The 25531-nt window shown below is 45.2% G+C and carries 22 protein-coding genes; 3 read left to right on the top strand and 19 right to left on the bottom strand.

The window, feature by feature from the left end:
- Positions 1 to 113: 113 nt before the first annotated feature.
- The 3 genes from F0228_RS15390 to F0228_RS15380 form a co-directional block, all read right to left on the bottom strand.
- On the bottom strand, positions 114 to 602 hold the full coding sequence (locus F0228_RS15390) for a hypothetical protein (RefSeq protein WP_171762419.1): 489 nt from the start codon (positions 600 to 602) through the stop codon (positions 114 to 116).
- A 183-nt stretch (positions 603 to 785) separates the two neighbouring features.
- On the bottom strand, positions 786 to 1292 hold the full coding sequence (gene tpx / locus F0228_RS15385) for a thiol peroxidase (RefSeq protein WP_171731446.1): 507 nt from the start codon (positions 1290 to 1292) through the stop codon (positions 786 to 788).
- A 164-nt stretch (positions 1293 to 1456) separates the two neighbouring features.
- Positions 1457 to 1735 carry a hypothetical protein gene (locus tag F0228_RS15380; RefSeq protein ID WP_116871670.1) on the bottom strand — a complete coding sequence of 93 codons (279 nt, stop codon included), beginning with the start codon at positions 1733 to 1735 and terminating at the stop codon, positions 1457 to 1459.
- Positions 1736 to 1965: 230 nt separating this feature from the next.
- On the opposite strand from F0228_RS15380, the gene F0228_RS15375 reads away from it, so the two are divergent.
- Positions 1966 to 2853: a winged helix-turn-helix domain-containing protein gene (locus tag F0228_RS15375; protein WP_116871669.1), complete on the top strand. Its 888-nt coding sequence runs from the start codon at positions 1966 to 1968 to the stop codon at positions 2851 to 2853.
- Positions 2854 to 3016: 163 nt separating this feature from the next.
- On the opposite strand, the gene recA is transcribed toward F0228_RS15375, so the two are convergent.
- Positions 3017 to 4057, bottom strand: a complete 1041-nt coding sequence (gene recA / locus F0228_RS15370) for a recombinase RecA (protein WP_061032452.1) — start codon at positions 4055 to 4057, stop codon at positions 3017 to 3019.
- Positions 4058 to 4198: 141 nt separating this feature from the next.
- On the bottom strand, positions 4199 to 4693 hold the full coding sequence (gene pncC / locus F0228_RS15365; protein WP_061032451.1) for a nicotinamide-nucleotide amidase: 495 nt from the start codon (positions 4691 to 4693) through the stop codon (positions 4199 to 4201).
- Between the two features lie 124 nt (positions 4694 to 4817).
- Here pncC and mutS point away from each other — a divergent pair, with 124 nt between their 5' ends.
- On the top strand, positions 4818 to 7379 hold the full coding sequence (mutS, locus tag F0228_RS15360) for a DNA mismatch repair protein MutS (protein ID WP_171762418.1): 2562 nt from the start codon (positions 4818 to 4820) through the stop codon (positions 7377 to 7379).
- 107 nt (positions 7380 to 7486) lie between these two features.
- Here mutS and rpoS read toward each other — a convergent pair whose 3' ends face one another.
- The 13 genes from rpoS to rlmD all read right to left on the bottom strand — a co-directional run bounded on the left by rpoS (position 7487) and on the right by rlmD (position 22006).
- Positions 7487 to 8467 (bottom strand): RNA polymerase sigma factor RpoS, encoded by a 981-nt coding sequence (gene rpoS / locus F0228_RS15355; RefSeq protein ID WP_008221135.1) that lies wholly within the window; start codon positions 8465 to 8467, stop codon positions 7487 to 7489.
- A gap of 98 nt (positions 8468 to 8565) precedes the next feature.
- Positions 8566 to 9480: a murein hydrolase activator NlpD gene (gene nlpD / locus F0228_RS15350; protein WP_171762417.1), complete on the bottom strand. Its 915-nt coding sequence runs from the start codon at positions 9478 to 9480 to the stop codon at positions 8566 to 8568.
- A 34-nt stretch (positions 9481 to 9514) separates the two neighbouring features.
- Positions 9515 to 10141 (bottom strand): protein-L-isoaspartate(D-aspartate) O-methyltransferase, encoded by a 627-nt coding sequence (locus F0228_RS15345; protein WP_171762416.1) that lies wholly within the window; start codon positions 10139 to 10141, stop codon positions 9515 to 9517.
- The gene (gene surE / locus F0228_RS15340; protein WP_171762415.1) at positions 10142 to 10885 is read right to left on the bottom strand and encodes a 5'/3'-nucleotidase SurE; all 744 of its coding nucleotides are present in this window, start codon (positions 10883 to 10885) and stop codon (positions 10142 to 10144) included.
- 77 nt (positions 10886 to 10962) lie between these two features.
- On the bottom strand, positions 10963 to 12009 hold the full coding sequence (gene truD / locus F0228_RS15335; protein ID WP_061032447.1) for a tRNA pseudouridine(13) synthase TruD: 1047 nt from the start codon (positions 12007 to 12009) through the stop codon (positions 10963 to 10965).
- Positions 12010 to 12031: 22 nt separating this feature from the next.
- On the bottom strand, positions 12032 to 12511 hold the full coding sequence (gene ispF / locus F0228_RS15330) for a 2-C-methyl-D-erythritol 2,4-cyclodiphosphate synthase (RefSeq protein WP_004739053.1): 480 nt from the start codon (positions 12509 to 12511) through the stop codon (positions 12032 to 12034).
- A gap of 2 nt (positions 12512 to 12513) precedes the next feature.
- On the bottom strand, positions 12514 to 13215 hold the full coding sequence (ispD, locus tag F0228_RS15325) for a 2-C-methyl-D-erythritol 4-phosphate cytidylyltransferase (RefSeq protein ID WP_171762414.1): 702 nt from the start codon (positions 13213 to 13215) through the stop codon (positions 12514 to 12516).
- Positions 13215 to 13496 (bottom strand): cell division protein FtsB, encoded by a 282-nt coding sequence (gene ftsB, locus F0228_RS15320; RefSeq protein ID WP_171762413.1) that lies wholly within the window; start codon positions 13494 to 13496, stop codon positions 13215 to 13217. The genes ispD and ftsB overlap by 1 nt, the downstream gene beginning before the upstream one ends.
- A 636-nt stretch (positions 13497 to 14132) precedes the next feature.
- Positions 14133 to 15431 carry a phosphopyruvate hydratase gene (gene eno / locus F0228_RS15315; protein ID WP_061032445.1) on the bottom strand — a complete coding sequence of 433 codons (1299 nt, stop codon included), beginning with the start codon at positions 15429 to 15431 and terminating at the stop codon, positions 14133 to 14135.
- A gap of 80 nt (positions 15432 to 15511) precedes the next feature.
- Positions 15512 to 17152, bottom strand: a complete 1641-nt coding sequence (locus F0228_RS15310; protein ID WP_063524391.1) for a CTP synthase — start codon at positions 17150 to 17152, stop codon at positions 15512 to 15514.
- Between the two features lie 150 nt (positions 17153 to 17302).
- Positions 17303 to 18100 (bottom strand): nucleoside triphosphate pyrophosphohydrolase, encoded by a 798-nt coding sequence (gene mazG, locus F0228_RS15305; RefSeq protein WP_171731466.1) that lies wholly within the window; start codon positions 18098 to 18100, stop codon positions 17303 to 17305.
- 228 nt (positions 18101 to 18328) lie between these two features.
- Complete coding sequence (gene relA / locus F0228_RS15300) at positions 18329 to 20551, bottom strand: GTP diphosphokinase (protein WP_171731450.1); 2223 nt, start codon at positions 20549 to 20551, stop codon at positions 18329 to 18331.
- 135 nt (positions 20552 to 20686) lie between these two features.
- Positions 20687 to 22006, bottom strand: coding sequence for a 23S rRNA (uracil(1939)-C(5))-methyltransferase RlmD (gene rlmD / locus F0228_RS15295; protein WP_171762412.1), 1320 nt, complete (start codon positions 22004 to 22006; stop codon positions 20687 to 20689).
- A gap of 165 nt (positions 22007 to 22171) precedes the next feature.
- On the opposite strand from rlmD, the gene barA reads away from it, so the two are divergent.
- The gene (gene barA / locus F0228_RS15290) at positions 22172 to 24985 is read left to right on the top strand and encodes a two-component sensor histidine kinase BarA (protein WP_171762411.1); all 2814 of its coding nucleotides are present in this window, start codon (positions 22172 to 22174) and stop codon (positions 24983 to 24985) included.
- Positions 24986 to 25094: 109 nt separating this feature from the next.
- Here barA and acpS read toward each other — a convergent pair whose 3' ends face one another.
- On the bottom strand, positions 25095 to 25475 hold the full coding sequence (gene acpS / locus F0228_RS15285) for a holo-ACP synthase (RefSeq protein ID WP_171762410.1): 381 nt from the start codon (positions 25473 to 25475) through the stop codon (positions 25095 to 25097).
- Positions 25476 to 25531: the final 56 nt, after the last annotated feature.

The following is a 25531-nucleotide window of genomic DNA, read 5'->3' as shown; positions in this document are numbered from 1 at the left end:
GAATATTCCACTAGGTTGTAACTAGTAGATATAAAGAAAAACGGTAGGGTGAATGTTTATGGGAGAAGCTTAAATAAACTCTGATAAGTAAGGGAGTGGATAATTTGGGAAGACTAGCGCTTAGTACAGATATGATTGAACTCTTCGCTGTTATTAGCTGAGAACAGGTAAAGAAAATCACCATCCAATTCAATATCGTATTGAATCGTAAACCCCTTATACAGTGCCTGATTACGATTGAGCATGTCATTCGGATGTTTATGTCTGAAGTTCACTTCATTAAACACCATCTCTAAATGGTTGTCTTGTAATGTGTATTTCCCGACAAACACAACCTCTGCCGTTTCGACCGCCCCGTGCTGATTCAGAGTTTGAATCCTATCGCTGACAAAAAAATCTTCGTCAGAACTAAATGAGTACAGCATAAATTCATTCAACTCAGAGTACCGCGCATACGACGGCGTAACAAAGCCCAAATGTTTGAGGTTACACGCCCACTGGCTACCTCTTAAAGAGATAGGTTGAATGAGTAATACAATTGCCAGAATCAATGCACCTAACGCTGAAATCATGACAAAAATTGCAGGCTTAGATTTTATCAATGCGTGACACCTTGTATCTTATTTAATTCTCTACTTACTTGCCTATCATCCACAGCAAGCATCGGAATTATAAGCGTAGACTGAAACCTGCTAAGGTTCAGCAAAATATTGTAATCCATAAAGTTTCGCCTAATTAACAGTGAAGCCTTGGTGCCCAAAATTCACCAAGGCTCCCCACTATGATTAAGCTTTTAGAGCTTCCACAACAGCGTTGTAGTTTGGTTCTTCAGTTACTTCCGAAACCAGTTCGCTATGCAAAACGACGTTGTTCGCATCTAGTAAAATAACTGCACGAGCTGACAAGCCAGATAGTGCATGCTCTTCAAACTGAGTACCGAATGCTTTTAATAGCTCTGGATTTTTGAATACCGATAGCTGCTCAATGCCTTTCACACCTTCGCTCTCTTGGTAGCGAGCAAGCGCAAATGGTAGATCGGTTGAAACCGTATATACATCTACTGACTCAGATTTTAGCTCTGCTAGTTCAGAGATCACCTTAGTACTGCTTGAACATACTGGTGTATCAACGCTTGGGAACAAATAGATCAGTTTAAAATCAGCTTGTTTTTCTGAAATCGTTAGTGGTGCTAACGATACCGATGTCATTGCTGGTGTAGTAAGTACTTCACCTTTTTGTGGGAAGTCACCTGCTAGTGCGATTTTATCGCCCATAAATGTCACTGTGTTCATGTTTATTCCTTTCAATGTAATTCTAAAAATGGCTGTTGTAGCTGACTGTGTTGCTATTATCTAAAGACATTCAAATCGAACATCTCTTATCTATATGTCATTCATAATTTGCACCTGCGAAGTCAGTAACAACGTTTATTAACCCTCGGGCGCAAATTCAACGCTTAGGCAGCTTCGATTACTTTTCGTATTTGATTGAGGATAGGAACCGCATCGTCGAAACCAACAGAAAGAGAGAAATCAATTTCTTGATCAATATGCTGCTGAGCAACCTTTAGTAAGGTCACCTTGTCGCAGTGTTCAATACTCTTATCTTTATCGGAAAAAATCTTAGTAAGAGACTGAACGACATCCAGTTGAAAGGACTCTATGGAAGTGACGTCCTTGTACTCTTGTAACAGCTGATTCACCGATTGAGAGTTTTTCTGTTTAATTTCTGGCATCCTAATTACCTTTAAAGCAACGATTAGAAGTCAAGCTATCACCAAAGCTCGAGGCGGCATTACGTTAGCAACCAGCCATCGCTTCCACCACAAACCATTGCCAAACAAAAACATAACCACATAGCTAAATGTAATCTTTATATAACCAATGAGATTTTACAGTTACAGACAGCCCTCCTATGCTTAAAGTACCGCCCGCCAAAATGAACTCCATTTAAATTACTGAGCCCATGAATCAAACGCGTAATATCACCGATTCCGTCACTATTGATACTGAGATAAGGACGCTGACTCACCATCCAGTGGATATCACGGTCAGCATGCGCCCTCTACCATTCAAGGTTCTGTTGTACTTGTTAAAGCACCAAGATAGATGCGTTTCGCGAGAGGAGTTATTTGAAGAGTGTTGGCAAGGTGTATTGGTTACCGATCAATCTCTAACCAACACCATTAGTTATATTCGTAAAGTATTCAAAAATTTAGATACTAATGAGTTAGAGCTCAAAACAATCAGTAAGCAAGGTTACTTATTGGTGATTTCACCAAAGCAACAAGCTCCGAAAGTTGAAGAAATTAAGCCGTTCGCTGAGGCTGAATTGCAACTTGAATTGGCAAATGCAGACACTAACATTGATGACGCAAAGATAAGCCCAGATTTACAGCAACCAGTCAGTAATCAAAAAACGAAAACCAAGTTTCCTCGTCAATTTACGTTAAATTTATGTGCCCTGTGGCTTGGCATCATATTAGTCGCCTACTACTCCATTCATTACAACAAAGAACGAGCGCCATTTTTAGATAAAGACAACTACCAGTCCTATTCGTTTGGTAGTGCCACGCTTTATGTTCATGACCAATCAAATACAATCACTGCCCCCGAAATGACCTCATACATCAATCACCTCGAGCTATCGCAGTGCAATGTAAAAAATATCTACATTCGTATCACTAATTCAGCTTTCCGAGACAACATCATTTCAATGTATGCTTTTGTTTTTACCAACAATCGAAAGAGTCAAAATATCTTCAAACAGAAGCTAGACGGCCTCAATATTTACCCATCCATTATTAACCCCTTACTGGAGTCCTTTTACTGCAAAGGCAAACCACAGCAATAAATGATCTTGTCGCTCAAAAAATCACTGGCTTAGCTTTGAGGGGGTTGCAGATAGCGAACGCCGAAATGAGAAACTGAAGAAGTGCGGTGAATGTATCAGCCAATAAAAAAGCCCCGCATACAATGCGAGGCTTCAAGTTCTTAGCTAAGAGTAACGATTTAGATTAAAACTCTTCGTTCTCTTCTTCTTTTTCTGCTTCTTTCTCTTCTAAAACAGCAGGAGTCAGTAGCAAGTCACGAAGTTTAGTATCTAGCTCTAGAGCGATCTCTGGGTTTTCACGTAGGAACTTACAAGAGTTCGATTTACCCTGACCGATCTTATCGCCTTTGTAGCTGTACCAAGCGCCTGCTTTATCAACTAGCTTGTTCTTAACACCTAGGTCAATCAGCTCACCTTCGCGGTTAAAGCCTTGGCCGTATAGGATTTGAGTTTCAGCTTGTTTAAACGGTGCAGCAATCTTGTTCTTAACAACCTTAATGCGCGTTTCGTTACCAACGATCTCGTCACCTTCTTTGATAGAGCCAGTACGGCGAATATCAAGACGAACAGATGCGTAGAACTTAAGTGCGTTACCACCCGTTGTTGTTTCTGGGTTACCAAACATTACACCAATCTTCATACGGATTTGGTTAATGAAGATACACATACAGTTAGACTGCTTAAGGTTACCAGTCAGCTTACGCATTGCTTGAGAAAGCATACGAGCTTGAAGACCCATGTGGCTGTCGCCCATTTCGCCTTCGATTTCAGCTTTTGGTGTTAGTGCTGCTACTGAGTCGACAACCAATACGTCGATAGCACCAGAACGCGCTAGCGCATCACAGATTTCTAGAGCTTGTTCACCAGTATCTGGTTGAGAAACAAGAAGTGCATCGATATCAACACCAAGCTTTTGAGCGTAGATTGGGTCTAGTGCGTGCTCAGCATCAACGAAAGCACAAGTTTTACCTACTTTTTGTGCTGCAGCAATCAGCTCAAGGGTTAGCGTTGTTTTACCTGAAGATTCTGGACCATAGATTTCAACGATACGACCCATCGGTAGACCACCAGCACCTAGTGCGATATCTAGAGATAGAGAACCAGTAGAAATTGTTTCTACATCCATTGTGCGGTTGTCACCAAGACGCATGATAGAGCCTTTACCAAATTGTTTTTCAATCTGACCAAGGGCTGCGGCTAACGCTTTTTGTTTATTCTCGTCCATTACTATCTCCAGATAATCGGTTGTCGTGAAACAAGCGATTTAGAATCTATTTCGAACCCACATAGGGGTGACTAATTGGCTTTTATTATACTGTTGATTCATACAGTGTCTATACCTGTATGAAAATAATTTGTACAAATGTTACTTGTCTTCCATTGATAGGTAATCATAAATAACTTGCAGGGCATGGTGCGTGGCTTGTTGGCGTACTTGTGATCTGTCACCGGCAAATTCATGCGTTTCCACTTTATTCCAACCACTTAGCGCCTTCCAAGCAAAGCATACCGTACCAACGGGCTTCTCTTCAGTACCGCCACCAGGACCTGCAATACCACTAATTGACACCGCGATGGTTCCGTTCGAATGCTCTAGCGCACCTTTAGCCATTTCTATGACGACAGCTTCACTGACCGCACCAAATTCCACTAAGGTTTCTAGCTGTACGCCAATCATCTCTTGCTTTGCTTCATTGCTATACGTGACAAAAGCGCGATCAAACCAAGCAGAGCTGCCCGCGATATCCGTTACCGCACTTGCTACACCGCCACCAGTACAAGACTCGGCGGTGACCAACACCTGATTGTGCTCTGCAAGCAACAGTCCGAGTTTTTCACTAAGATCTTGAGTCATCTGCATTATCAGCTTCCCTTTATTTATCATTAGAACATTTGGATACGCATCTTTTCGCTTCAGCCGCTTTTCGCACGAAACGCTTTCACGTATCCTAAGCCGCAATAGAAATAAACGAAAGAAGTTAACTGTGAAAGCCGATCAAAAACATACCCCCATGATGCAGCAGTACCTAAAACTGAAAGCAGAAAACCCAGAAATTCTGCTGTTCTACCGCATGGGCGATTTCTACGAGCTTTTCTACGATGACGCCAAAAAAGCGTCTCAACTCCTCGATATTTCACTGACCAAACGCGGCTCTTCAAATGGTGAGCCAATCCCAATGGCCGGCGTCCCATACCATGCCGTTGAGGGGTATCTAGCTAAGTTAGTGCAACTCGGGGAATCCGTAGCAATTTGTGAACAGATTGGTAATCCAGCACTTTCAAAAGGCCCTGTAGAACGTGCGGTTGTGCGTATCGTGACACCAGGTACCGTAACTGACGAAGCACTGCTTTCTGAACGCGTCGACAATTTGATTGCCGCTATCTACCACCACAATGGCAAGTTTGGTTACGCGACGCTAGACATTACCTCAGGCCGATTCCAACTGTGTGAGCCTGAAACCGAAGAAGCAATGGCAGCAGAACTGCAGAGAACCTCTCCGCGTGAGTTGTTGTTCCCTGAAGATTTCGAACCCGTTGAATTAATGGCAAGCCGTACTGGTAATCGTCGCCGCCCAGTATGGGAATTTGAACTAGATACCGCTAAGCAGCAGTTGAACCAACAGTTTGGTACTCGTGACCTTGTTGGTTTTGGGGTTGAAGGCGCGAAGCTTGGCTTGTGTGCAGCCGGCTGTCTTATTCAGTATGTGAAAGATACCCAACGCACAGCGCTGCCACATATCCGTTCACTGACCATGGACAAGCAAGATCACTCGGTGATCCTTGATGCTGCAACTCGCCGCAACCTAGAGATCACACAAAACCTTAGCGGTGGAACAGACAACACCCTTGCTGAAGTGCTGGACCACACTGCAACCGCAATGGGTAGTCGTATGCTTAAGCGTTGGTTACATCAACCAATGCGTAATATCTCGGCACTCGATCAGCGCCTAGACGCGATTGGTGAAATGAAAGATTTAGCGCTATTTACTGAACTACAGCCAACCCTGAAACAGATCGGTGACATTGAGCGTATTTTGGCTCGATTAGCACTTCGCTCGGCTCGCCCTCGTGATATGGCGCGACTTCGTCAAGCGATGGAATACCTACCAGAACTTGCAGAAACGCTAACCCAGCTTAAGCACCCATACCTCACTCAGTTAGCTCAGTATGCTTCTCCTTTAGATGAGGTCTCAGAGCTATTAGAGCGCGCCATCAAAGAGAACCCGCCCGTGGTTATCCGCGATGGCGGTGTAATCGCAGAAGGCTACAATGCTGAACTAGACGAGTGGCGTAACCTAGCCGCTGGTGCAACCGAATTCCTTGACCAACTCGAACAAGAAGAGCGTGAACGTCATGGTATCGACACACTAAAAGTGGGTTACAACAACGTACACGGTTTCTTTATTCAGGTAAGCCGCGGGCAAAGCCACCTTGTGCCGCCACACTATGTACGTCGTCAAACACTAAAGAACGCTGAGCGCTACATCATTCCCGAGCTAAAAGAGCACGAAGACAAAGTTCTAAACTCTAAGTCGAAAGCTCTGGCTATCGAGAAGCAGTTATGGGAAGAGCTGTTTGATTTGCTACTGCCACATTTAGAGCGACTACAAAACATCGCCTCTTCTGTGTCTCAGCTTGATGTCTTACAGAACTTAGCCGATCGTGCAGACACTCTCGATTACTGCCGCCCGACTATGACGGAATCCGCTGGCGTCCAAATCCAAGCAGGCCGTCACCCAGTGGTTGAGCAAGTGATGGACGAACCATTCATTGCTAACCCAATTGACCTTAACGATAAGCGTAAGATGCTGATCATCACAGGTCCAAACATGGGTGGTAAATCGACTTACATGCGTCAAACAGCACTTATCGCGCTAATGGCGCATATCGGTTGTTATGTACCAGCTGAAAGCGCAACCATTGGCTCTATCGACCGTATCTTTACTCGAATTGGTGCATCGGATGATCTAGCGTCTGGGCGTTCAACCTTCATGGTTGAGATGACGGAAACGGCTAATATCCTGCACAATGCAACACCAAACAGCCTAGTGCTGATGGATGAAATCGGTCGTGGTACCAGTACTTACGATGGTCTATCTCTCGCTTGGGCAAGTGCAGAGTGGCTAGCGAATCAAATCAATGCGATGACACTTTTTGCGACGCACTACTTTGAGCTAACCGAGCTACCAAACCAGATTCCAACACTGGCCAACGTTCACTTAGACGCAGTAGAGCACGGTGACAGCATCGCCTTTATGCACGCAGTTCAAGAAGGCGCGGCAAGTAAATCTTACGGCCTAGCAGTTGCAGGATTAGCTGGTGTTCCAAAAGCCGTGATCAAGAACGCTCGTGCGAAGCTGACACAACTTGAAGCATTGAGTATTGAGTCTCCTACATCGAAGCCAAGCGGCGTTGATATAGCAAACCAACTGAGCCTTATCCCTGAGCCAAGTGAAGTAGAACAAGCATTAGCGAACGTGGATCCTGATGATCTAACACCACGCCAGGCACTAGAAGAGTTATACCGCTTGAAGAAGCTACTGTAGTCAAAGTGGTCTAGCTCATAGGCTAGTAAACTAAGAAAATTAAGACACCAGAAACTAAAAACGCTGACATTAAGTCAGCGTTTTTTTTCGATATCAATAAATATCGTTTAGTCGTTTTCAACGTTGAACAGGTTTTCCATGTTCAGACCTTGCTTGATTAGGATCTCACGTAGGCGACGCAGACCTTCAACTTGGATTTGACGAACTCGCTCACGAGTCAGGCTGATTTCACGGCCAACTTCTTCTAGTGTTGACGGTTCATAACCTAGTAGTCCAAATCGACGTGCAAGCACTTCTTTCTGCTTAGGATTCAGTTCATCAAGCCAGAAGATCAGTGAGTTCTTGATATCACTGTCTTGAGTTGAAACCTCAGGGTCAGAATTGTTGATGTCTGGAATAATATCCAACAGTGCTTTCTCACCATCACCACCAATTGGCGTATCTACAGAGCTCACTCTTTCGTTTAGACGAAGCATCTTACTCACATCACCAACCGGCTTATCTAGCTTAGAAGCGATCTCTTCAGCTGTTGGTTCGTGGTCAAGCTTTTGTGATAGTTCTCTTGCAGTACGTAGGTAGATGTTCAGCTCTTTCACAACATGAATAGGCAAACGGATAGTGCGAGTCTGATTCATCAGGGCACGCTCTATGGTCTGACGAATCCACCATGTCGCGTAAGTAGAAAAGCGGAAGCCACGCTCTGGGTCAAATTTCTCTACGGCGCGAATCAAACCTAGGTTGCCTTCTTCGATTAGATCGAGAAGTGCCAAGCCACGGTTGCTATAACGACGGGAAATTTTCACTACCAAACGCAGGTTACTTTCGATCATGCGTTTGCGTGCTGCTTCATCACCGCGTAGAGCTCGACGTGCGTAAAGCACCTCTTCTTCAGCGGTTAGTAGTGGTGAGAAACCGATTTCGCCTAGATACAGTTGCGTCGCATCTAAACTCTTAGAAGTAACTTCAGTTTCTTCTTTAACTTCGGCTTTCTTAGTAGCTGTTCGCTTCCCTTGCTCAAGTATTTCCGATTCCGTGGTTACTTGGTCAAGATCGAACTCTTCTTTGGTTACTGCATTGCTTATACTCATAACGCCTCCCCCTGGCGAAATTAGCATGACATTACAACTTCATATGTCGCTAAATGACTATGTCACTTAATACAATACGTGATTAGTTGGTATTGTATTTAAGGTAAATATCGTTTTGGATTGACGGATTTACCTTGGTAACGAATCTCAAAGTGCAGCCTAACACTGCTGGCTCCAGAGCTTCCCATTGTTGCAATCTTCTGCCCTGGTTTCACACTTTGCCCTTCAGATACTAATAGTCGGTCGTTATGCGCGTATGCACTTAAGTAATTATCATTATGCTTCACAATCACTAGATTACCGTAGCCTCGTAATGCATTACCCGAATAAACAACCGTTCCCCCTGCAGTAGATACTATTGGCTGACCTCGCTGTCCTGCTATGTCTATGCCTTTATTTCCTTGTTCGCCTACAGAGAAATTCTTAATTACTCTCCCCTTTGTTGGCCATAACCATTTGGATACTTTATCACTTGTTGGTTTGGTGGACGGTGTAACATTCTGTTTACCTTTAGACCCAACATACTCCTTTGATTTGGATTGTTCAACCTTCTTTGGTGGATCTTTTTTCGCCACTTTGGTGGTAGTTTGAGCTGGCGCAGGTTTAGAGTTTTTACTCTGTTGCGGGGTAGCTTTAGGTTTACTTGCCGTCGATGATGCTGTGGACGCGGCAACAGGAGCAGCGACTGCTGCCGCTACAACCGTTGGTTTACCATAGGCTGGCGCGTTATAGCTAGGACGCCACAACTTAAGCTTCTGCCCCGGGTGGATGGTATAAGGGGCCGCAAGTTTGTTATAGCTAATCAGGTCTTGTACATCTTTATTGGTGACATACGCGATGAAATAAAGCGTATCGCCTTTCTTCACTTCGTAGTAACTGCCACGGTAGCTACCGCGATCAACCGATGAGTAGTTTTTACTTAGGCTTGAAACTGGCGCAGGCGAATTCGCTGCACACCCAACAAGGGCACAGCTAAGCAGCAAGGAACTTCCTTTTAACAACTTCGAACGCATCGACTCTCTATCCACCTACACCATCAGTCTTTTATTAAGCTAGCTCACCAGGCACCAGAGGTACAAATCGCACCATCTCGATGACACTCGACAAAAACTCATCACCATGACGCACAATCTTCAATAACTGTTGCTCGTCATCACCAACCGGAATCAATAGACGACCACCATCTTTAAGCTGTTGCAAAAGCGCTTGAGGAATAGACTCTGCAGCAGCGGTTACGATGATCGCATCAAAAGGCCCTTTAGAGGACCACCCTTGCCAACCATCACCGTGCTTAGTTGAAATATTATAAAAATCGAGCTGTTTTAGCCGACGCTTAGCGTCCCATTGTAGCGACTTTATTCTTTCAACCGAATAAACATGATCAACAAGTTGAGCTAAAACAGCAGTTTGGTAGCCAGAACCGGTTCCGATTTCCAAAACTCGGCTATCTTGTTGCAGCTCAAGTAATTCTGTCATTTTAGCAACAATATACGGCTGAGAGATGGTCTGCCCTTGCCCAATAGGCAGCGCATTATTGTCATAAGCCTGATGATACATAGCCTGAGACAAAAAACTCCCTCTTGGCAGTTGATAAATCGCATCCAGTACTTTTTGGTCTCGGATGCCATTTTCAATCAGAAAAGTAATTAAGCGTTCTGCTTGTGGGTTACTCACTTACTTCTCCCCTAACCATGTTGTCATAGCGCCCAAAGATTCGTGCGCCGTCAGATCAACCTGCAATGGTGTTACTGATACATAACCATGCTCAATCGCATAGAAATCAGTCCCTTCTCCTGCATCTTGCTCTTTACCCGGAGGACCAAGCCAATAGATATCATGACCACGCGGGTCTTTTTGCTTAATCATATCTTCAGCATGATGACGTGCGCCAAGGCGAGTAACCTGAGTCCCTGATAGCTGTTCTAAAGAGAGATCCGGCACATTGACGTTTAACAAGCGGTTGGTTGGGATTGGTTTTGCTAAATGTTGTTCGACAATACGACGAGCAATCGCTGCCGCTGTCTTAAAATGTTTTTTACCAACCAGAGAAAACGCCACCGATTGAACGCCTAAGAAGTGCCCTTCCATTGCGGCTGCGACTGTACCTGAGTACAACACGTCATCACCCAGGTTCGCGCCGTGGTTAATGCCCGTTAATACCAGATCAGGCATATCATCCTTTAGCAGTTCATTTAATGCGAAATGCACACAATCGGTTGGTGTCCCTTGTACTGAATAGGTGCTTTCTGCGATCTCTTGAACGCGTAAAGGCTGCTCTAAAGTTAATGAATTTGAAGCGCCTGAACGATTACGGTCAGGTGCCACTATGATAACTTCAGCAAGATCACGTAATTCATCTGCTAGCTCATGAATACCTTGAGCATGCACACCATCATCGTTGCTGAGTAAAATCTTCATTCTGTATCCTTTCTTCATATTCCAATGCCAAGTGACTTAAATTCCAATATTAAGTCACTTAGTGCCAAGCAGAATCATTACTGCTCGTAGCTTCTCTCTACGTGTACTTCTTCAACCAATTCACGAACGATAGCCGTCGCAAAGCAGCCTGCATCAAGAGAGAACTTCAGAGTGACATTATCTTCACTTACTTCCCACGTTAGATCAGTAGGTTTCAGCGACGCTTCACGGCGGTCGTGACGCATACGGTTACCACGAATCAGAGCCATCAAATCCGGTTCAGCATCAAGGTGTTTCTGCTCTAAGACTTGAGACTCATCTGTTGTTGGCAAAGCGTTATCACCGGCCAACGCTACAGTCACCAATGCAGTACCATTCGCGATATCTTGCTTTACAGATTCAAGGTTTTCAGCCGTTACCGTTAGCTGGGCACCGTCTTTAACCACGATATCGCCAACCAATGCCGAGGCAAATACATCTTGCTCAATACGGTCTGAAAGGATTAGGTTGTAAATCCACGAGCGAGCCGCAGAAAGGTACAAGCTACGTTTGTTCTGATTACGAGTACGAACGTTATCACGGCCCCAACGACGAGCTTCCGACAGGTTGTTACCTTCGTTACCAAAACGCTGAGCACCAAAGTAGTTTGGCACGCCCACTTGAGCAACTTTTTCTAAACGCTTTACGACATCATCGCAATCCGTTACTTCAGACAAGGTCAACTCAAATTGGTTGCCAACTAAATCGCCTGGACGTAACTTTTTATTGTGTCGTGCTGTCGCTAGAATTTCGATGCTTGGGTACTGTGCTAAGAACGCTGAAAAGTCAGGCTCACCTTTCGGTAGGTGGACGCTCAACCACTGCTCTGTTACTGCGTGACGGTCTTTTAAACCCGCCCAGCTCACGTCTTTCGACTTAACACCACAAGCTTTAGCCAACTCATTTGCCACGAAGCTGGTGTTCTCACCCGTTTTACGGATACGAACCATGAGATGTTCGCCTTCACCGGTAAATTCAAACCCCAAGTCTTCATTAACGACAAAGTGTTCAGCTTTCGCTTTTAGTTTTGCTTTCGCAGTTGGTTTACCGTTTAGATAAGCCAATGAAGATAAAATATCTGACATGCTGTTCTTTTCGTGTTGGTGCTTACGCACTTTTGGTAATTAGGACCACCGCTTCACATGCGATGCCCTCTTTGCGACCCGTAAAGCCTAAACGCTCTGTTGTCGTTGCTTTTACGTTCACATTACTGATGCTGGTTTCTAAATCTTGTGCAATAGCTTGGCACATAGAGTCTATATGAGGTGCCATTTTTGGCGCTTGCGCCATGATAGTAATATCGGCATTACCAATCACGTAGCCCTGTTCTTTTACTCGACGGTACACATCTTTCAATAGCTCACGGCTGTCTGCGCCTTTCCATTCATCGTCAGTGTCTGGGAAATGACGACCAATATCGCCCGCGGCGATCGCACCTAACAGAGCGTCACACAACGCGTGAAGGGCAACGTCACCATCTGAATGTGCGATAAGACCTTGTTCGTAAGGGATGCTCACGCCACCAATAATTACCGGACCTTCACCACCAAACTTATGTACATCAAAGCCATGGCCAATACGAATCATCATTATTCCTTATTCTGACTTAAATAGAACTCAGCAAGCGCTAAGTCTTCTGGCTGAGTAATCTTAAAATTATCTGAACGCCCGGCGACTAAAGCGGGCGAGAAGCCTTTCCATTCAAAAGCAGAGGCTTCGTCGGTAATCGAAACGCCTTGTTTAAGCGCTTCGCTCAATACATTCCACAGAGGTTCCGCTCTGAACATCTGTGGTGTAAGTGCATGCCATAAATCGGCTCGTTCAACAGTATGCTCGATTTGCCCTTGAGCGCCTCGCTTCATCGTGTCTCGAACTGGAGCGGCTAATATCGCCCCGACATCATGGCTCATCGCTGTAGACATCAACTTGTCGATGTCACTTAGCTGAACACAAGGTCTTGCGGCGTCATGCACCATCACCCAATCACCGAGCTGTTGCTTCTCGATATAATCTAAAGCAGAAAGAACTGAATCCGCTCTTTCACTTCCACCAGCGACTCGCATCACTTGTGGATTCTGAGTAAGAGGTAACTCTGGGTAGTATGGGTCATCATCACTGATTGCGACGACAATTTGAGAGACTTGAGGGTGAGCCAATAGCTTCTCAACAGTATGCTCTAAAATCGTTTTGCCATTGATCTTAAGGTATTGCTTCGGACGGTCAGCCTTCATTCGGCTACCCACGCCCGCAGCAGGGACAACGGCAATCACGCTTTGAGGTTGAGTCAACATTAATGGGATTCCTCACCAATGATGCGATAAAACGTTTCGCCTTCTTTAACCATTCCAAGCTCATGACGCGCGCGTTCTTCAATCGCGTCTAAGCCTTGGCGTAGATCGTCGATTTCTGCAAACATCTCATCATTTCGAATTTTTAATTTTTCATTTACTTGCTGCTGAACTTGGATTTCGTTGTTCACACCGTAGTAATCAGAGATACCATTTTTACCGAGCCACAGTGTCTGTTGTAGCCAGCCAAACACTATGAGCAGTACTAAAGCAAAAATTCGCATAACACCTTTCGCCGGTTGAAAAAGAAGGAACTAGAATAAGGCACATATATACCATAATGAGCTTATTGGTGCGAGATATGTGGTGTCAGGGAATCAATAAGTCGGGGAATTATTGTCGTTAGGAACCAGTGATGAGATTCCCTACTCCCTCCTCCGCCGGTCTCTGGAATGACGGATAGTACGAAAAGCCGAAGACAAAAGACGTTTACCTTCCCAGTGCTATATGCTCTCGTCCCCCTCAAGAAAGAGAGCTAAGTGGTGCAAGCCACTGCAACGAAAGAACCAAAGACAGAACGACTTTCCTAAGACACATGCCCCGTCCTTCCCAAGAAGGAGGAACGACTGAGTTGGGAATCTATTGAAGTAAATGCAAAATAAGAGATTCCCGACTCCTTCCTTCGTCAGTCTAGGGAATGACGAATTTTAGGCAAAAAAAACGCCCTACCGAAGTAGAGCGTTTCAAAAGCTTTAAGCTAACAATTCGCTAGGAATTATTGACCTTTAACTTCTTTGAGACCGCTTTCGTTGTAAAAAGAGGAGCTTTAGAACCTAGCTTCTTCCCGCCACTTTCTACAAACAAAAAAATGCCCCGCATTAGCGAGGCATTCAAAGCTTAGATTAATAATCTACGAGAGATTATTGACCTTTAACTTCTTTAAGACCGTTGAAAGGAGCTTTAGAACCTAGAGCTTCTTCGATACGGATTAGTTGGTTGTACTTAGCAACACGGTCAGAACGGCTCATAGAACCAGTCTTGATTTGACCTGCAGCAGTACCTACCGCTAGGTCAGCGATAGTTGCGTCTTCAGTTTCGCCAGAACGGTGAGAGATTACAGCTGTGTAACCTGCGTCTTTAGCCATCTTGATTGCAGCTAGAGTCTCAGTTAGAGAACCGATTTGGTTGAACTTGATAAGGATAGAGTTAGCAACGCCTTTCTCGATACCTTCAGCAAGAATCTTAGTGTTAGTAACGAATAGATCGTCACCTACTAGTTGAAGCTTGTCACCTAGTAGTTCAGTTTGGTGCTTGAAGCCAGCCCAATCAGACTCGTCTAGACCATCTTCGATAGAAACGATTGGGAATTGGTTAGCTAGCTCAGCTAGGTAGTGGTTGAACTCTTCAGAAGAGAAAGTCTTACCTTCGCCTTTCATGTTGTAGATGCCAGCTTCTTTGTCGAAGAACTCAGATGCAGCACAGTCCATAGCTAGAGTAACGTCTTTACCTAGTTCGTAACCAGCAGCTGCAACAGCTTCTGCGATAACTTCTAGAGCTTCAGCGTTAGACTTAAGGTTAGGAGCGAAACCACCTTCGTCACCAACTGCAGTGCTGTAGCCTTTAGACTTAAGAACTTTAGCTAGGTTGTGGAATACTTCAGCACCGATACGTAGACCTTCTTTAAGAGTCTTAGCACCAACTGGTTGGATCATGAACTCTTGGATGTCAACGTTGTTATCAGCGTGCTCACCACCGTTGATGATGTTCATCATTGGTAGAGGCATAGAGAACTGACCAGCAGTACCGTTTAGCTCAGCGATGTGCTCGTATAGAGGCATGCCTTTAGCTGCAGCAGCAGCTTTAGCGTTCGCTAGAGAAACAGCTAGGATAGCGTTCGCGCCGAACTGAGATTTGTTCTCAGTACCGTCAAGGTCGATCATAACTTGGTCAACGTCAGCTTGAGCTTTAGCGTCTTTACCAACTAGAGCTTCTGCGATTGGGCCGTTTACAGCTTCAATTGCTTTAAGAACACCTTTACCTAGGAAACGTGATTTGTCGCCGTCACGTAGCTCAAGAGCTTCGCGAGAACCAGTAGATGCGCCAGATGGAGCAGCAGCCATACCTACGAAACCGCCTTCTAGGTGTACTTCAGCTTCTACAGTTGGGTTACCACGTGAATCGATGATTTCACGACCTAGAACTTTAACGATCTTAGACATTGAATGTTTCCTTCTCGTTGAATATATAAATGTCAAATTTAAAGGTAGCAGCACAACTTACGCTGCTACCTGTATTCCTTTTACTTCTCTAACTCGCCGCGCTGGAACTCACCAGCCGCTTTAACGAAACCTGCAAACAATGGGTGACCATCGCGAGGTGTTGAAGTGAACTCTGGGTGGAATTGAGCTGCAACGAACCATGGGTGGTTCGGGTTCTCAATAACTTCAACCAGTTTCTTGTCCGCAGATAGACCCGATACTTTTAGGCCCGCTTTTTCGATTTGTGGACGAAGATTGTTGTTCACTTCGTAACGGTGACGGTGACGTTCATGGATCGTCGCGCTACCGTATAGTTCGTAAGCTTTCGTACCTTTCGCTAGGTGACAAAGCTGTGAACCTAGACGCATTGTGCCGCCTAGATCAGATGTCTCTGTACGCTCTTCAACTTTACCTTCGCCGTCTACCCACTCAGTGATTAGGCCAACAACAGGGTATTTAGTTTCAGAACAGAACTCAGAAGAGTGTGCACCTTCCATTTTCGCAACATTACGAGCGTACTCGATAAGTGCTACTTGCATGCCTAGACAGATACCTAGGTATGGTACTTTGTTTTCACGTGCGTATTGAGCAGCAAGAATCTTACCTTCAACACCACGGTCACCGAAGCCACCTGGCACTAGAATTGCGTCTAGGCCTTCTAAAATTTCTACGCCACGAGACTCAACGTCTTGTGAGTCTACGTATTTAATATTAACGCTTAGGCGGTTTTTCAAGCCTGCGTGTTTTAGCGCTTCATTTACTGATTTGTATGCGTCTGGTAGTTCAATGTACTTACCAACCATACCAATCGTCACTTCACCCGTTGGGTTAGCTTCTTCGTAAATTACTTGTTCCCATTCAGACAGATCTGCTTCTGGAGCTGTAATGCCGAAACGCTTACATACAAGATCATCAGTGCCTTGAGCTTTAATAAGCTGAGGGATCTTGTAGATAGAGTCAACATCGCGCATTGAAATAACTGCATTTTCTTGCACATTACAGAACAGAGCAATTTTCTTACGCTCATTCGAAGGAATGTTGCGGTCAGAACGACAAACTAGGATGTCAGGCTGAATACCAATAGACAGTAGCTCTTTTACAGAGTGCTGAGTCGGCTTAGTTTTCACTTCGCCCGCAGCTGCTAGGTAAGGTACTAGCGTTAGGTGCATGAACATTGCGCGTTCACGGCCTAGTTCTACTGCTAGCTGACGAATCGCTTCCATGAATGGTAGAGATTCGATATCGCCAACCGTACCACCAACTTCAACGATCGCGATATCGTGGCCTTCAGCGCCAGAAATAACACGCTCTTTGATAGAGTTAGTGATGTGTGGGATAACCTGAATAGTTGCACCTAGGTAATCACCGCGACGCTCTTTTGCTAGTACGTCTGAGTAAACACGACCTGCAGTGAAGTTGTTACGCTTAGTCATCTTGGTGCGAATGAATCGCTCGTAGTGACCAAGGTCAAGGTCTGTTTCAGCGCCATCTTCCGTAACGAACACTTCACCGTGCTGAGTCGGGCTCATAGTGCCTGGATCAACGTTGATGTAAGGGTCAAGCTTCATCATAGTCACTTTAAGACCACGAGCTTCTAAAATAGCCGCAAGAGATGCTGCAGCAATACCTTTACCTAGAGAGGATACAACCCCGCCAGTAACAAAAATGTAATTTGTCGTCATGTTTAACCTGAAATTGGTTGAATGAGGGAAATGGACTACTTCTGGACGGGATGAAAATATACCAGAAGCCCCTTATCGCCACAACGTGAAATCTATCACACTGCTATTTTTTATTTTTTGCTTCAAATCAATTCATGATAAAAGCTTTGGTTATCTTTTCTCCGCTACTTTTACCTCATCCCACATGGAATCAAGCTGTTGTAGTGAAAAATCGGTCAGACTTTTATCTTGTTGACGCACTTTTTCTTCCACCCCTTTAAAGCGACGTGAAAACTTCAAGTTGGCCTTATTGAGCGCCGATTCAGGGTTTTTACCTAAATGTCGCACCAAATTCACCGTTGCAAACAGCAAATCCCCCAACTCTTCTTCAACCAAATCTTCGTTTGGTGTCACTTGAAGCACCTCTTCTAGCACCTCGTCCACTTCCTCTATTACCTTGTTGGCAACTGGGCCAATTGAGTCCCAATCGAAGCCATATTTCGCTACCTGCTTTTGAATCTTTGTAGCACGAGAAAGCGCAGGTAGAGAGTTTGGTATTGAGTCTAGAATACTTTCTTGAGTTTTGCCTGCTTGTGCCTTTTCTTTGGCTTTTTCCGCTTCCCAATTCGCATTGATTTCTTCGTCGCTAGCAAACTCGGCATCCGAGAACACATGAGGGTGACGGCGTGTTAACTTCTCATTGATGCCATCAACCACATCAGAAAACTCAAACAGCCCCTGCTCTTTCGCCAACTGACTGTAAAAAATCACCTGAAACAGTAGATCGCCAAGCTCTTCTTGCAGATTCGACCAGTCTTTGTTGTGAATCGCATCCACCACCTCATAAGTCTCTTCGATAGTATGAGGGACAATTGTTTCAAAATTTTGTTTTAAATCCCAAGGACAGCCACCTTCTGGATCGCGCAGCTTAGTCATGATCTGTTCAAGTTGTTCAATCGGGTGATTCATCATTTTCTTCCTATTACTGTCTTTGATTTTTAAATTTATAACGTCTTCTAAAACTAAAAAAGGTGAGCAGCCAAAACCACTCACCTTTATTGATACTGTCTAACTCTCTAAATAATTGAAGCTGTGGCTAGGCGACAAGCAAGCGAGACTCCTGAGCATAGCTTGCCTATGTGATTGAGCGAGTGCGCGCAGGCAACAACGCCATCAGCTTCAAGTATGACGAGAATTTTAGCCGAGGCGTTTGACGCTCATAACATCTTTGATCTGCTCTACTCGACTGGTCACTCGACTCAGAATCTCAATATTGGTCACTTCTAAATCGAAATCCATTACCGATAGTTGACGTTTGTAGTCGATACGGCTCTTCATTGTCGTCACGCTGATCTTCTCGTTAGAGAACAGTGAGGTGATGTCTTTCAACAAGCCATTACGCTCTAGTGCTTCAACACGCAGCGTTAGGATGTAAGAACCGACAAAGCCATTGCCCCAAACGGTATCAATAATACGCTCTGGTGCGTGTAGGCTTAGCTCACTCAATTGCTCACAATCAGCACGGTGAACCGAGATACCACGACCTTGAGTGATGTAGCCTTTAATCACATCACCAGGAATCGGCTGACAACAGCGAGCAAGATGCGTCATGAGGTTATCAACGCCTTCTACTACCACCGCGTCTTTCTTAGGACGACTCTGCTGTGCTGGCTTGCTTTCCGACTCAAGCAGTTTCTCTAGCGCTTTCTTGTCTTCTTCTTCCGCCGTTGGCTTGTTCACTAACGCATTGATGTGATTAACCACTTGGTTAATACGCAAGTCGCCACTACCAATACCTGCATAGAGTTCGTCTGGCGTATTCACGTTAAAACGTCTTAGTGCATATTGATCAGCATCTTTTAGCGTTGCGCCTACTTTCGCTAACTCTACTTCCAGGATGTCACGGCCCGCTTCTAGGTTTTTCTCACGGCTTTGTGCGCGGAACCAAGCGTTAATCTTAGCTCGAGCACGTCCAGAGTGAACGAAGCCTGTGGTTGGGTTTAACCAGTCACGAGATGGGTTCGGCTCTTTCTGCGTGATGATCTCAACTTGGTCGCCCATCGATAGTTTATGAGTGAACGGTACGATACGTCCCGCTACTTTGGCACCGATACAGCGGTGTCCGACCATCGAGTGGATGTGGTAAGCGAAATCCAACGGGGTTGCGCCCATTGGTAAGTCGACCACGTCACCACGTGGAGTAAATGCGTATACACGGTCATCGAAGACTTGGCTACGTACTTCATCCAGCATCTCGCCAGAGTCCGACATCTCTTCTTGCCAGTCGATAAGTTTACGCAACCAAGTGATTTTCTCATCGTAGCCACTACGGCCGCTTGAAGCCCCTTCTTTGTACTTCCAGTGCGCCGCCACACCAAGCTCAGAGTCTTCGTGCATTTGCTTAGTACGGATCTGAATCTCAATAGTCTTGCCTTCAGGGCCAAGTACTACGGTATGAATCGACTGGTAACCATTTGGCTTAGGGTTCGCCACATAGTCATCAAATTCGCTCGGGAGGTGCTTGTATTTAGTGTGTACCACCCCAAGGCCAGCGTAACAGTCTTGCAGCTGATCAGCGATGATACGTACCGCTCGCACGTCAAAAAGCTCATCGAAGGCTAAGCCTTTCTTCTGCATTTTGCGCCAGATGCTGTAGATGTGTTTTGGTCGGCCGCTCACTTCAGCATTGATGTTTGAACGCTGCATTTCTGCGGTTAAATCATCAACGAAATCTGTGATGTATTGTTCACGAACGATACGACGCTCAGATAACTGTTTTGCAATCTGCTTGTAGGTATCTGGTTGTTGGTAGCGGAATGCGTAATCTTCGATTTCCCACTTAAGTTGGCCGATACCTAAACGGTTTGCCAGTGGGGCATAGATGTTAGAACACTCTTTTGCTGCCGCTCGGCGCACAGCATCAGGCGCTTTTTTCACCTCGATAAGGTTACAGATTCGCTCCGCAAGTTTGATAACTACGCAGCGGAAATCATCAACCATGGCCAATAGCATGCGTCGAACGTTATCAACTTGACCCGAGGCGGCACTGCCTTCAAGGGTTACGTTTAGCTGGCCCAAGGCCGCCATTTCTTCAACGCCGTCAATCAGCTTAACGATTTCTTTGCCGTAGCTTTCTTCGAAGGCTTCGCGCTCAAAAACGCCACTTGATACCACTGGGAAGAGTTGTGCTGCGACTAATGTTGCACGATCCATCGACAGCGTGACCAAGATTTCAATCATCTCGCGTCCACGCCATAGCAAGAGTGATGCTTGCTCGTGATCTTTTAATAGCTCTTCACAGTGACGATAAACTTTGTTCAGTTTATTCGAGGTTTTTGCGTCTTGCTTTAATGACGCAATCCAACTTTCTAGCTCAAACTGTTCGCTTGGGTTTAAATGTGCGCTTCGTACCGCAACCATCGTGCCTTCCTAGTTATTCTGTTTTATACCCAATTCAATATGACTAACTGGTTCCAAGTTAGTTCGACCATATTGATATCAGCGCAGGTGTCCCTGCGCCTTTGTCATTCATTTTTAAGCCTTATTTACGGGCCTTTAAGCCTTGATAAAGAGAGCCATCGATTCTAAATGGCTGGTGTGTGGGAACATATCCAACATACCAAGTTTGGCTAATTGGTAGCCTTGCTTTTCTAAGCTCTCTGAATCTCTAGCTAGAGTAGCAGGATTACACGAAACATAAACCACACGCTTCGCTCCTAACGCTGAAATTTGATCAACAACACCACTCGCTCCAGCACGAGCTGGGTCCAGTAAGATTTTATCAAATTTCTCTTTTGCCCAAGCTTGTGCAGATAAGTCTTCTTCAAGGTTCGCTTGGTAAAACTCGGTGTTACTCAACTGGTTCAATTGGGCATTCGATGTGGCCTGCTGAACCATCTCATCGACACCTTCAACACCAACCACAAACGCCGATTGTTGAGCGATAGGTAGACTGAAGTTACCTAAGCCACAAAACAGATCCAGCACTCGCTCATCCGCTTTAGGTTCTAGCCATTCAATCGCTTGAGTCACCATCTGCTGGTTAACCTTCTGGTTCACCTGAATGAAATGATTTGGCTCAAAAGGTAAGGTAACGCCCGTTTCGCTGTAGCTAGGCGCATCACCAACCAGGCGGACCAACTTGTCGGTCTCTGGCATTGAGTACAGTATCGCGCCTTCTTCTTTCGCCAACGCAATCAATGCTTGCTCATCTTTTTCAATCAAAGGCTTAAGGTGGCGTAACACCATTACCGGGCCAGTATCACCCAATACCAATTCAACGTGTCCTAAAGACGTAAGGTTGCTGAAAGTGTTGAGTAAATTTTTCACCTTTGGCAGCAATACATTTAGGCGAGGATCAAGCACGGCGCAATCGGTGATGTTTTCTATCTGCTTACTCTGCTTCTTACGAAAACCGAACTGAAGCTTATGCGTTTTCTTATCAACAAACAGGCTGATACGCGCACGACGACGATAACCCGTTTCATCACCCACAATCGGTTGAGCCATCTCGGTCTCATCTGTCTTATATTGGTTCATCAAATGCGTAAGAGATTGTGCCTTGTGTTCTACCTGAGATTGGTAACCAAGGTGCTGAAGATGACAACCGCCACACTGATTAAAGTGTTTACAAAAAGGCTTTAAACGTTGCTCGCTTGGCTTCAGTAATTTGATGAGTTTCGCGCGTGCAAACTTACTTTTACTTTCAGTAAGCTGAATAACCACCTGCTCACCAGGCAATGCGCCGTCAATGAAAACCGGTTTGTTTTTCTGATAAGCGATGCCAGCGCCATTGTGATCCATTCGTTCAACCAAAACCGATTGATGCTTGGTCTCGAGTTGAGTTTTCTTTTTTGGTTGGAAAAAACGTGCCATTGCTTGTGCCTAATGTATCTTTTAATAAGTAATTGGTATCCAGGACTCACTATTCTGTCTTGGAATCATTGTCGAACGTCACGGCTTTGATTAAGCTTACCGTTCACTTAACCGCCATTGTGTGCGTTATTTTCCCATATCCAGACCTCGATGTAATTAAAGAACATGACCAGATATGGCTTAAGAGCCCGTGTAATTACCTTAACTCTAGCTCCAACCCTGATTATTGGGCTGCTATTGAGTGCATTTTTCTCATTTAACCGCTATCAAGACCTTGAAGGTCAGGTGGTGAACACAGGTACTAGCATCATTGAGCCACTGGCAATTGCGAGTGAATCTGGCATGCAACTCGAAAGTCGAGAGTCTGTTCGTCAGCTAATCAGCTATGCACATCGAAAGAACTCTAAGCTGGTACGTAGTATCGCGGTGTTCGATGATCGTCATGAATTGTTTGTAACCTCAAACTTTCACCCTGATTTCGAAAGCCTGACTTATCCAAAAGACAAACCGATTCCTCATTTAAGCTCTTCTGACTTACTCGATAACACACTGATTCTTCGCACCCCGATTATTGCAGAAGGCCAGTACATCAACTCGGCTAATGGTCAGTCTCAAGCCAACCAAGCGATTGGTTATATTGCTATTGAGTTAGACCTTTCTTCACTTCGTTTGCAGCAATATCAAGAAGTCTTCTCAGCCTTCTTAGTGCTGATTCTTGGGTTGGGTCTTTCTGGTGTATTCGCTTTCCGCTTGATGCACGATGTAACTCAACCGATCACGCACATGAAGAACATGGTTGACCGAATTCGTCGTGGTCACTTGGATGTCCGTATCGAAGGCAAAATGCACGGTGAGTTGGACTCGCTGAAAAACGGTATCAACGCGATGGCGGTATCGCTGTCGGAATATCACGTCGAGATGCAGCACAGTATCGACCAAGCTACTTCGGATCTGCGTGAAACTCTTGAGCAGCTAGAGATTCAAAACGTTGAGTTAGACATCGCGAAAAAACGTGCACAAGAAGCGGCACGTGTTAAGTCAGAGTTCTTGGCAAATATGTCTCACGAGCTAAGAACACCACTTAACGGTGTGATTGGCTTTACTCGCCAGATGCTTAAAACTCACCTGTCGAACAGTCAGACAGATTATCTACAGACCATTGAACGCTCTGCGAACAACCTCCTCAGTATCATCAACGATATCTTGGACTTCTCGAAACTTGAAGCCGGTAAACTGGCGCTAGAAAACATCCCATTTGAGTTCCAAGCAAGCTTAGAAGAAGTAGTGAACCTTCAAGCGACCAACGCTCATGAGAAAGGTCTAGAGCTTACCCTTAAGATCGATCCTAAAGTACCGGCAGGCGTTGTTGGCGATCCACTGCGTATCCAACAAATCCTGACCAACCTAGTCGGTAACTCAATCAAGTTTACCGAGCGTGGTAACATTGATATTAGCGTTGAATTACGTTCACAAAGCGAAGACAACATCGAACTACAGTTCATGGTTCGTGATACGGGTATTGGTATCTCTGAGCGTCAGCAAGCCCAACTATTCCAAGCCTTCAGCCAAGCAGATGCAAGTATATCTCGTCGCTATGGTGGTACAGGCCTAGGTCTGGTTATCACCCAGAAACTTGTGAGCCAAATGGGCGGTGAGATCAGCCTAACCAGTCGTCTACACCAAGGTTCCACTTTCTGGTTTACGCTAAGGCTATCAACCACGGATATGCCAATGACTGAGCTGATTGAGACGCAATGTCTGCAAGACAAGCAACTACTGCTTATCGAGCCAAACATGCAAGCCGCTTCGATTACTCAACAAATCCTAACTCAGGAAGGCTTAGTCGTTACCTACCGTTCAGTGATGCCTGACGAGTCAACTTCGTACGACTACGTACTGCTGAACCTCGCGGCCAACCAAGATTACCAGTTTGATACGGTAAGCGGCTGGGCAATTGGCGCGAAGAAGATTGCTCAGAACGTGATCATTGGTACACCGAGTACCGAGCTCGCACTTGGCGAACAATTGATGAAAGAAGTCGATGTTCAATGCATCACTAAACCTCTTTCACGTAAGAAGCTACTGCAAACTCTGGTGTCGAACCAAGCGCCAACCTTGATTGCACCAGCGATTGAAACCCATTCAGAAGAGAAACTACCACTGACTGTGATGGCTGTTGATGATAACCCAGCCAACCTGAAACTTATCACCGCGCTACTCAAAGAACGCGTGGAAACCGTTATCAGCTGTACCAGTGGTCAGCAGGCGATCGACAAAGCTACTGAGACTCAGTTTGATATCATCTTCATGGACATTCAGATGCCGCAAATGGATGGTGTGACGGCTTGTCAGAACATCAAGAAGCTCGCCAACAACGCCAACACGCCGGTGATTGCTGTTACCGCACACGCCATGACAGGCGAGCGCGATAGACTGCTAGATGCAGGTATGGATGACTACCTGACCAAACCAATTGAAGAGCATGTATTACAGCAAGTATTGATTCATTGGAGCCCAACCTCTGAGGTTGAGCACATCGAGAAGATAAATCCAGACCATCCAGCAGTGTCTGCAGAGGTCGATAACAATCCAGTATCTGAAAGTAACTCTAGCGAGCACAAAAACATCATCATTGATTGGCAAGCTGCGATGAAGCAAGCCGCCAATAAAGAAGACCTCGCACGCGATATGCTGCAAATGTTGGTCGACTTTATCCCTGAGGTGTATGACGCGGCGGAGAAAGCAATCGAAGACACGGATTACCCTGTGGATCAGCTGATACACATCATCCACAAGATGCATGGCAGCAGCTCCTACAGCGGCGTACCAAGGCTTAAATCAGTCTGTGCCACGATAGAGAAAGAGCTGCGCTCAGGTACTTCGATAGAAGATATCGAGCCAGAACTCTTTGAACTTCAAGACGAGCTCGATAAGGTACAAGCGACCGCTATTCACTACTTAAAACCAGCCAGTGATTAAACCGGCATAGCCTCGAATTCGAGGCAATAAAAAAGCAGAGCGTATAAGCTCTGCTTTTTTGTTTATACTATTTACTCAGTAACGAGCAAACACCAGGATGAATTAGAGATTACGACTCTAAGAGTACTGTCGCTACCGCATAATGACGCTCATCTGAAATAGTCAGGTGAATCGATGTTGTGCCACTCGCTTGTGCAATCTCTAAAGCTTTATTGTGCAAGCTCAGCACCGGCTTACCATGCTCATCATTAGAGATTTCGAAGTCATGGAAAGTAACACCCAGTGCGATACCTGTACCTAGCGCTTTTGATGCTGCTTCTTTGGCAGCAAAACGTTTAGCAAGATAGCGACCTTTTTGCTTGAGCTGCTGAAACACTTCAAACTCAGATTCCGTCAGAATACGCAGAGCAAATGCCTCACCACTTCGTGATAATGCTTTTTCAACGCGTTCAATTTCCGCGATATCTGTCCCAAGCCCTACAACAGCCATGATTACCCTTTAACTACTTATTGATGATGCTACTTAACAAACTAGATATTTAACAC

Origin of the sequence: Vibrio sp. 99K-1, assembly GCF_013114585.1 — a bacterium.
GTDB lineage: Bacteria > Pseudomonadota > Gammaproteobacteria > Enterobacterales > Vibrionaceae > Vibrio > Vibrio chagasii_B.
The sequence above is the reverse complement of the archived record's forward strand: the minus strand, read 5'-3'. Positions and strand labels throughout refer to the sequence as shown.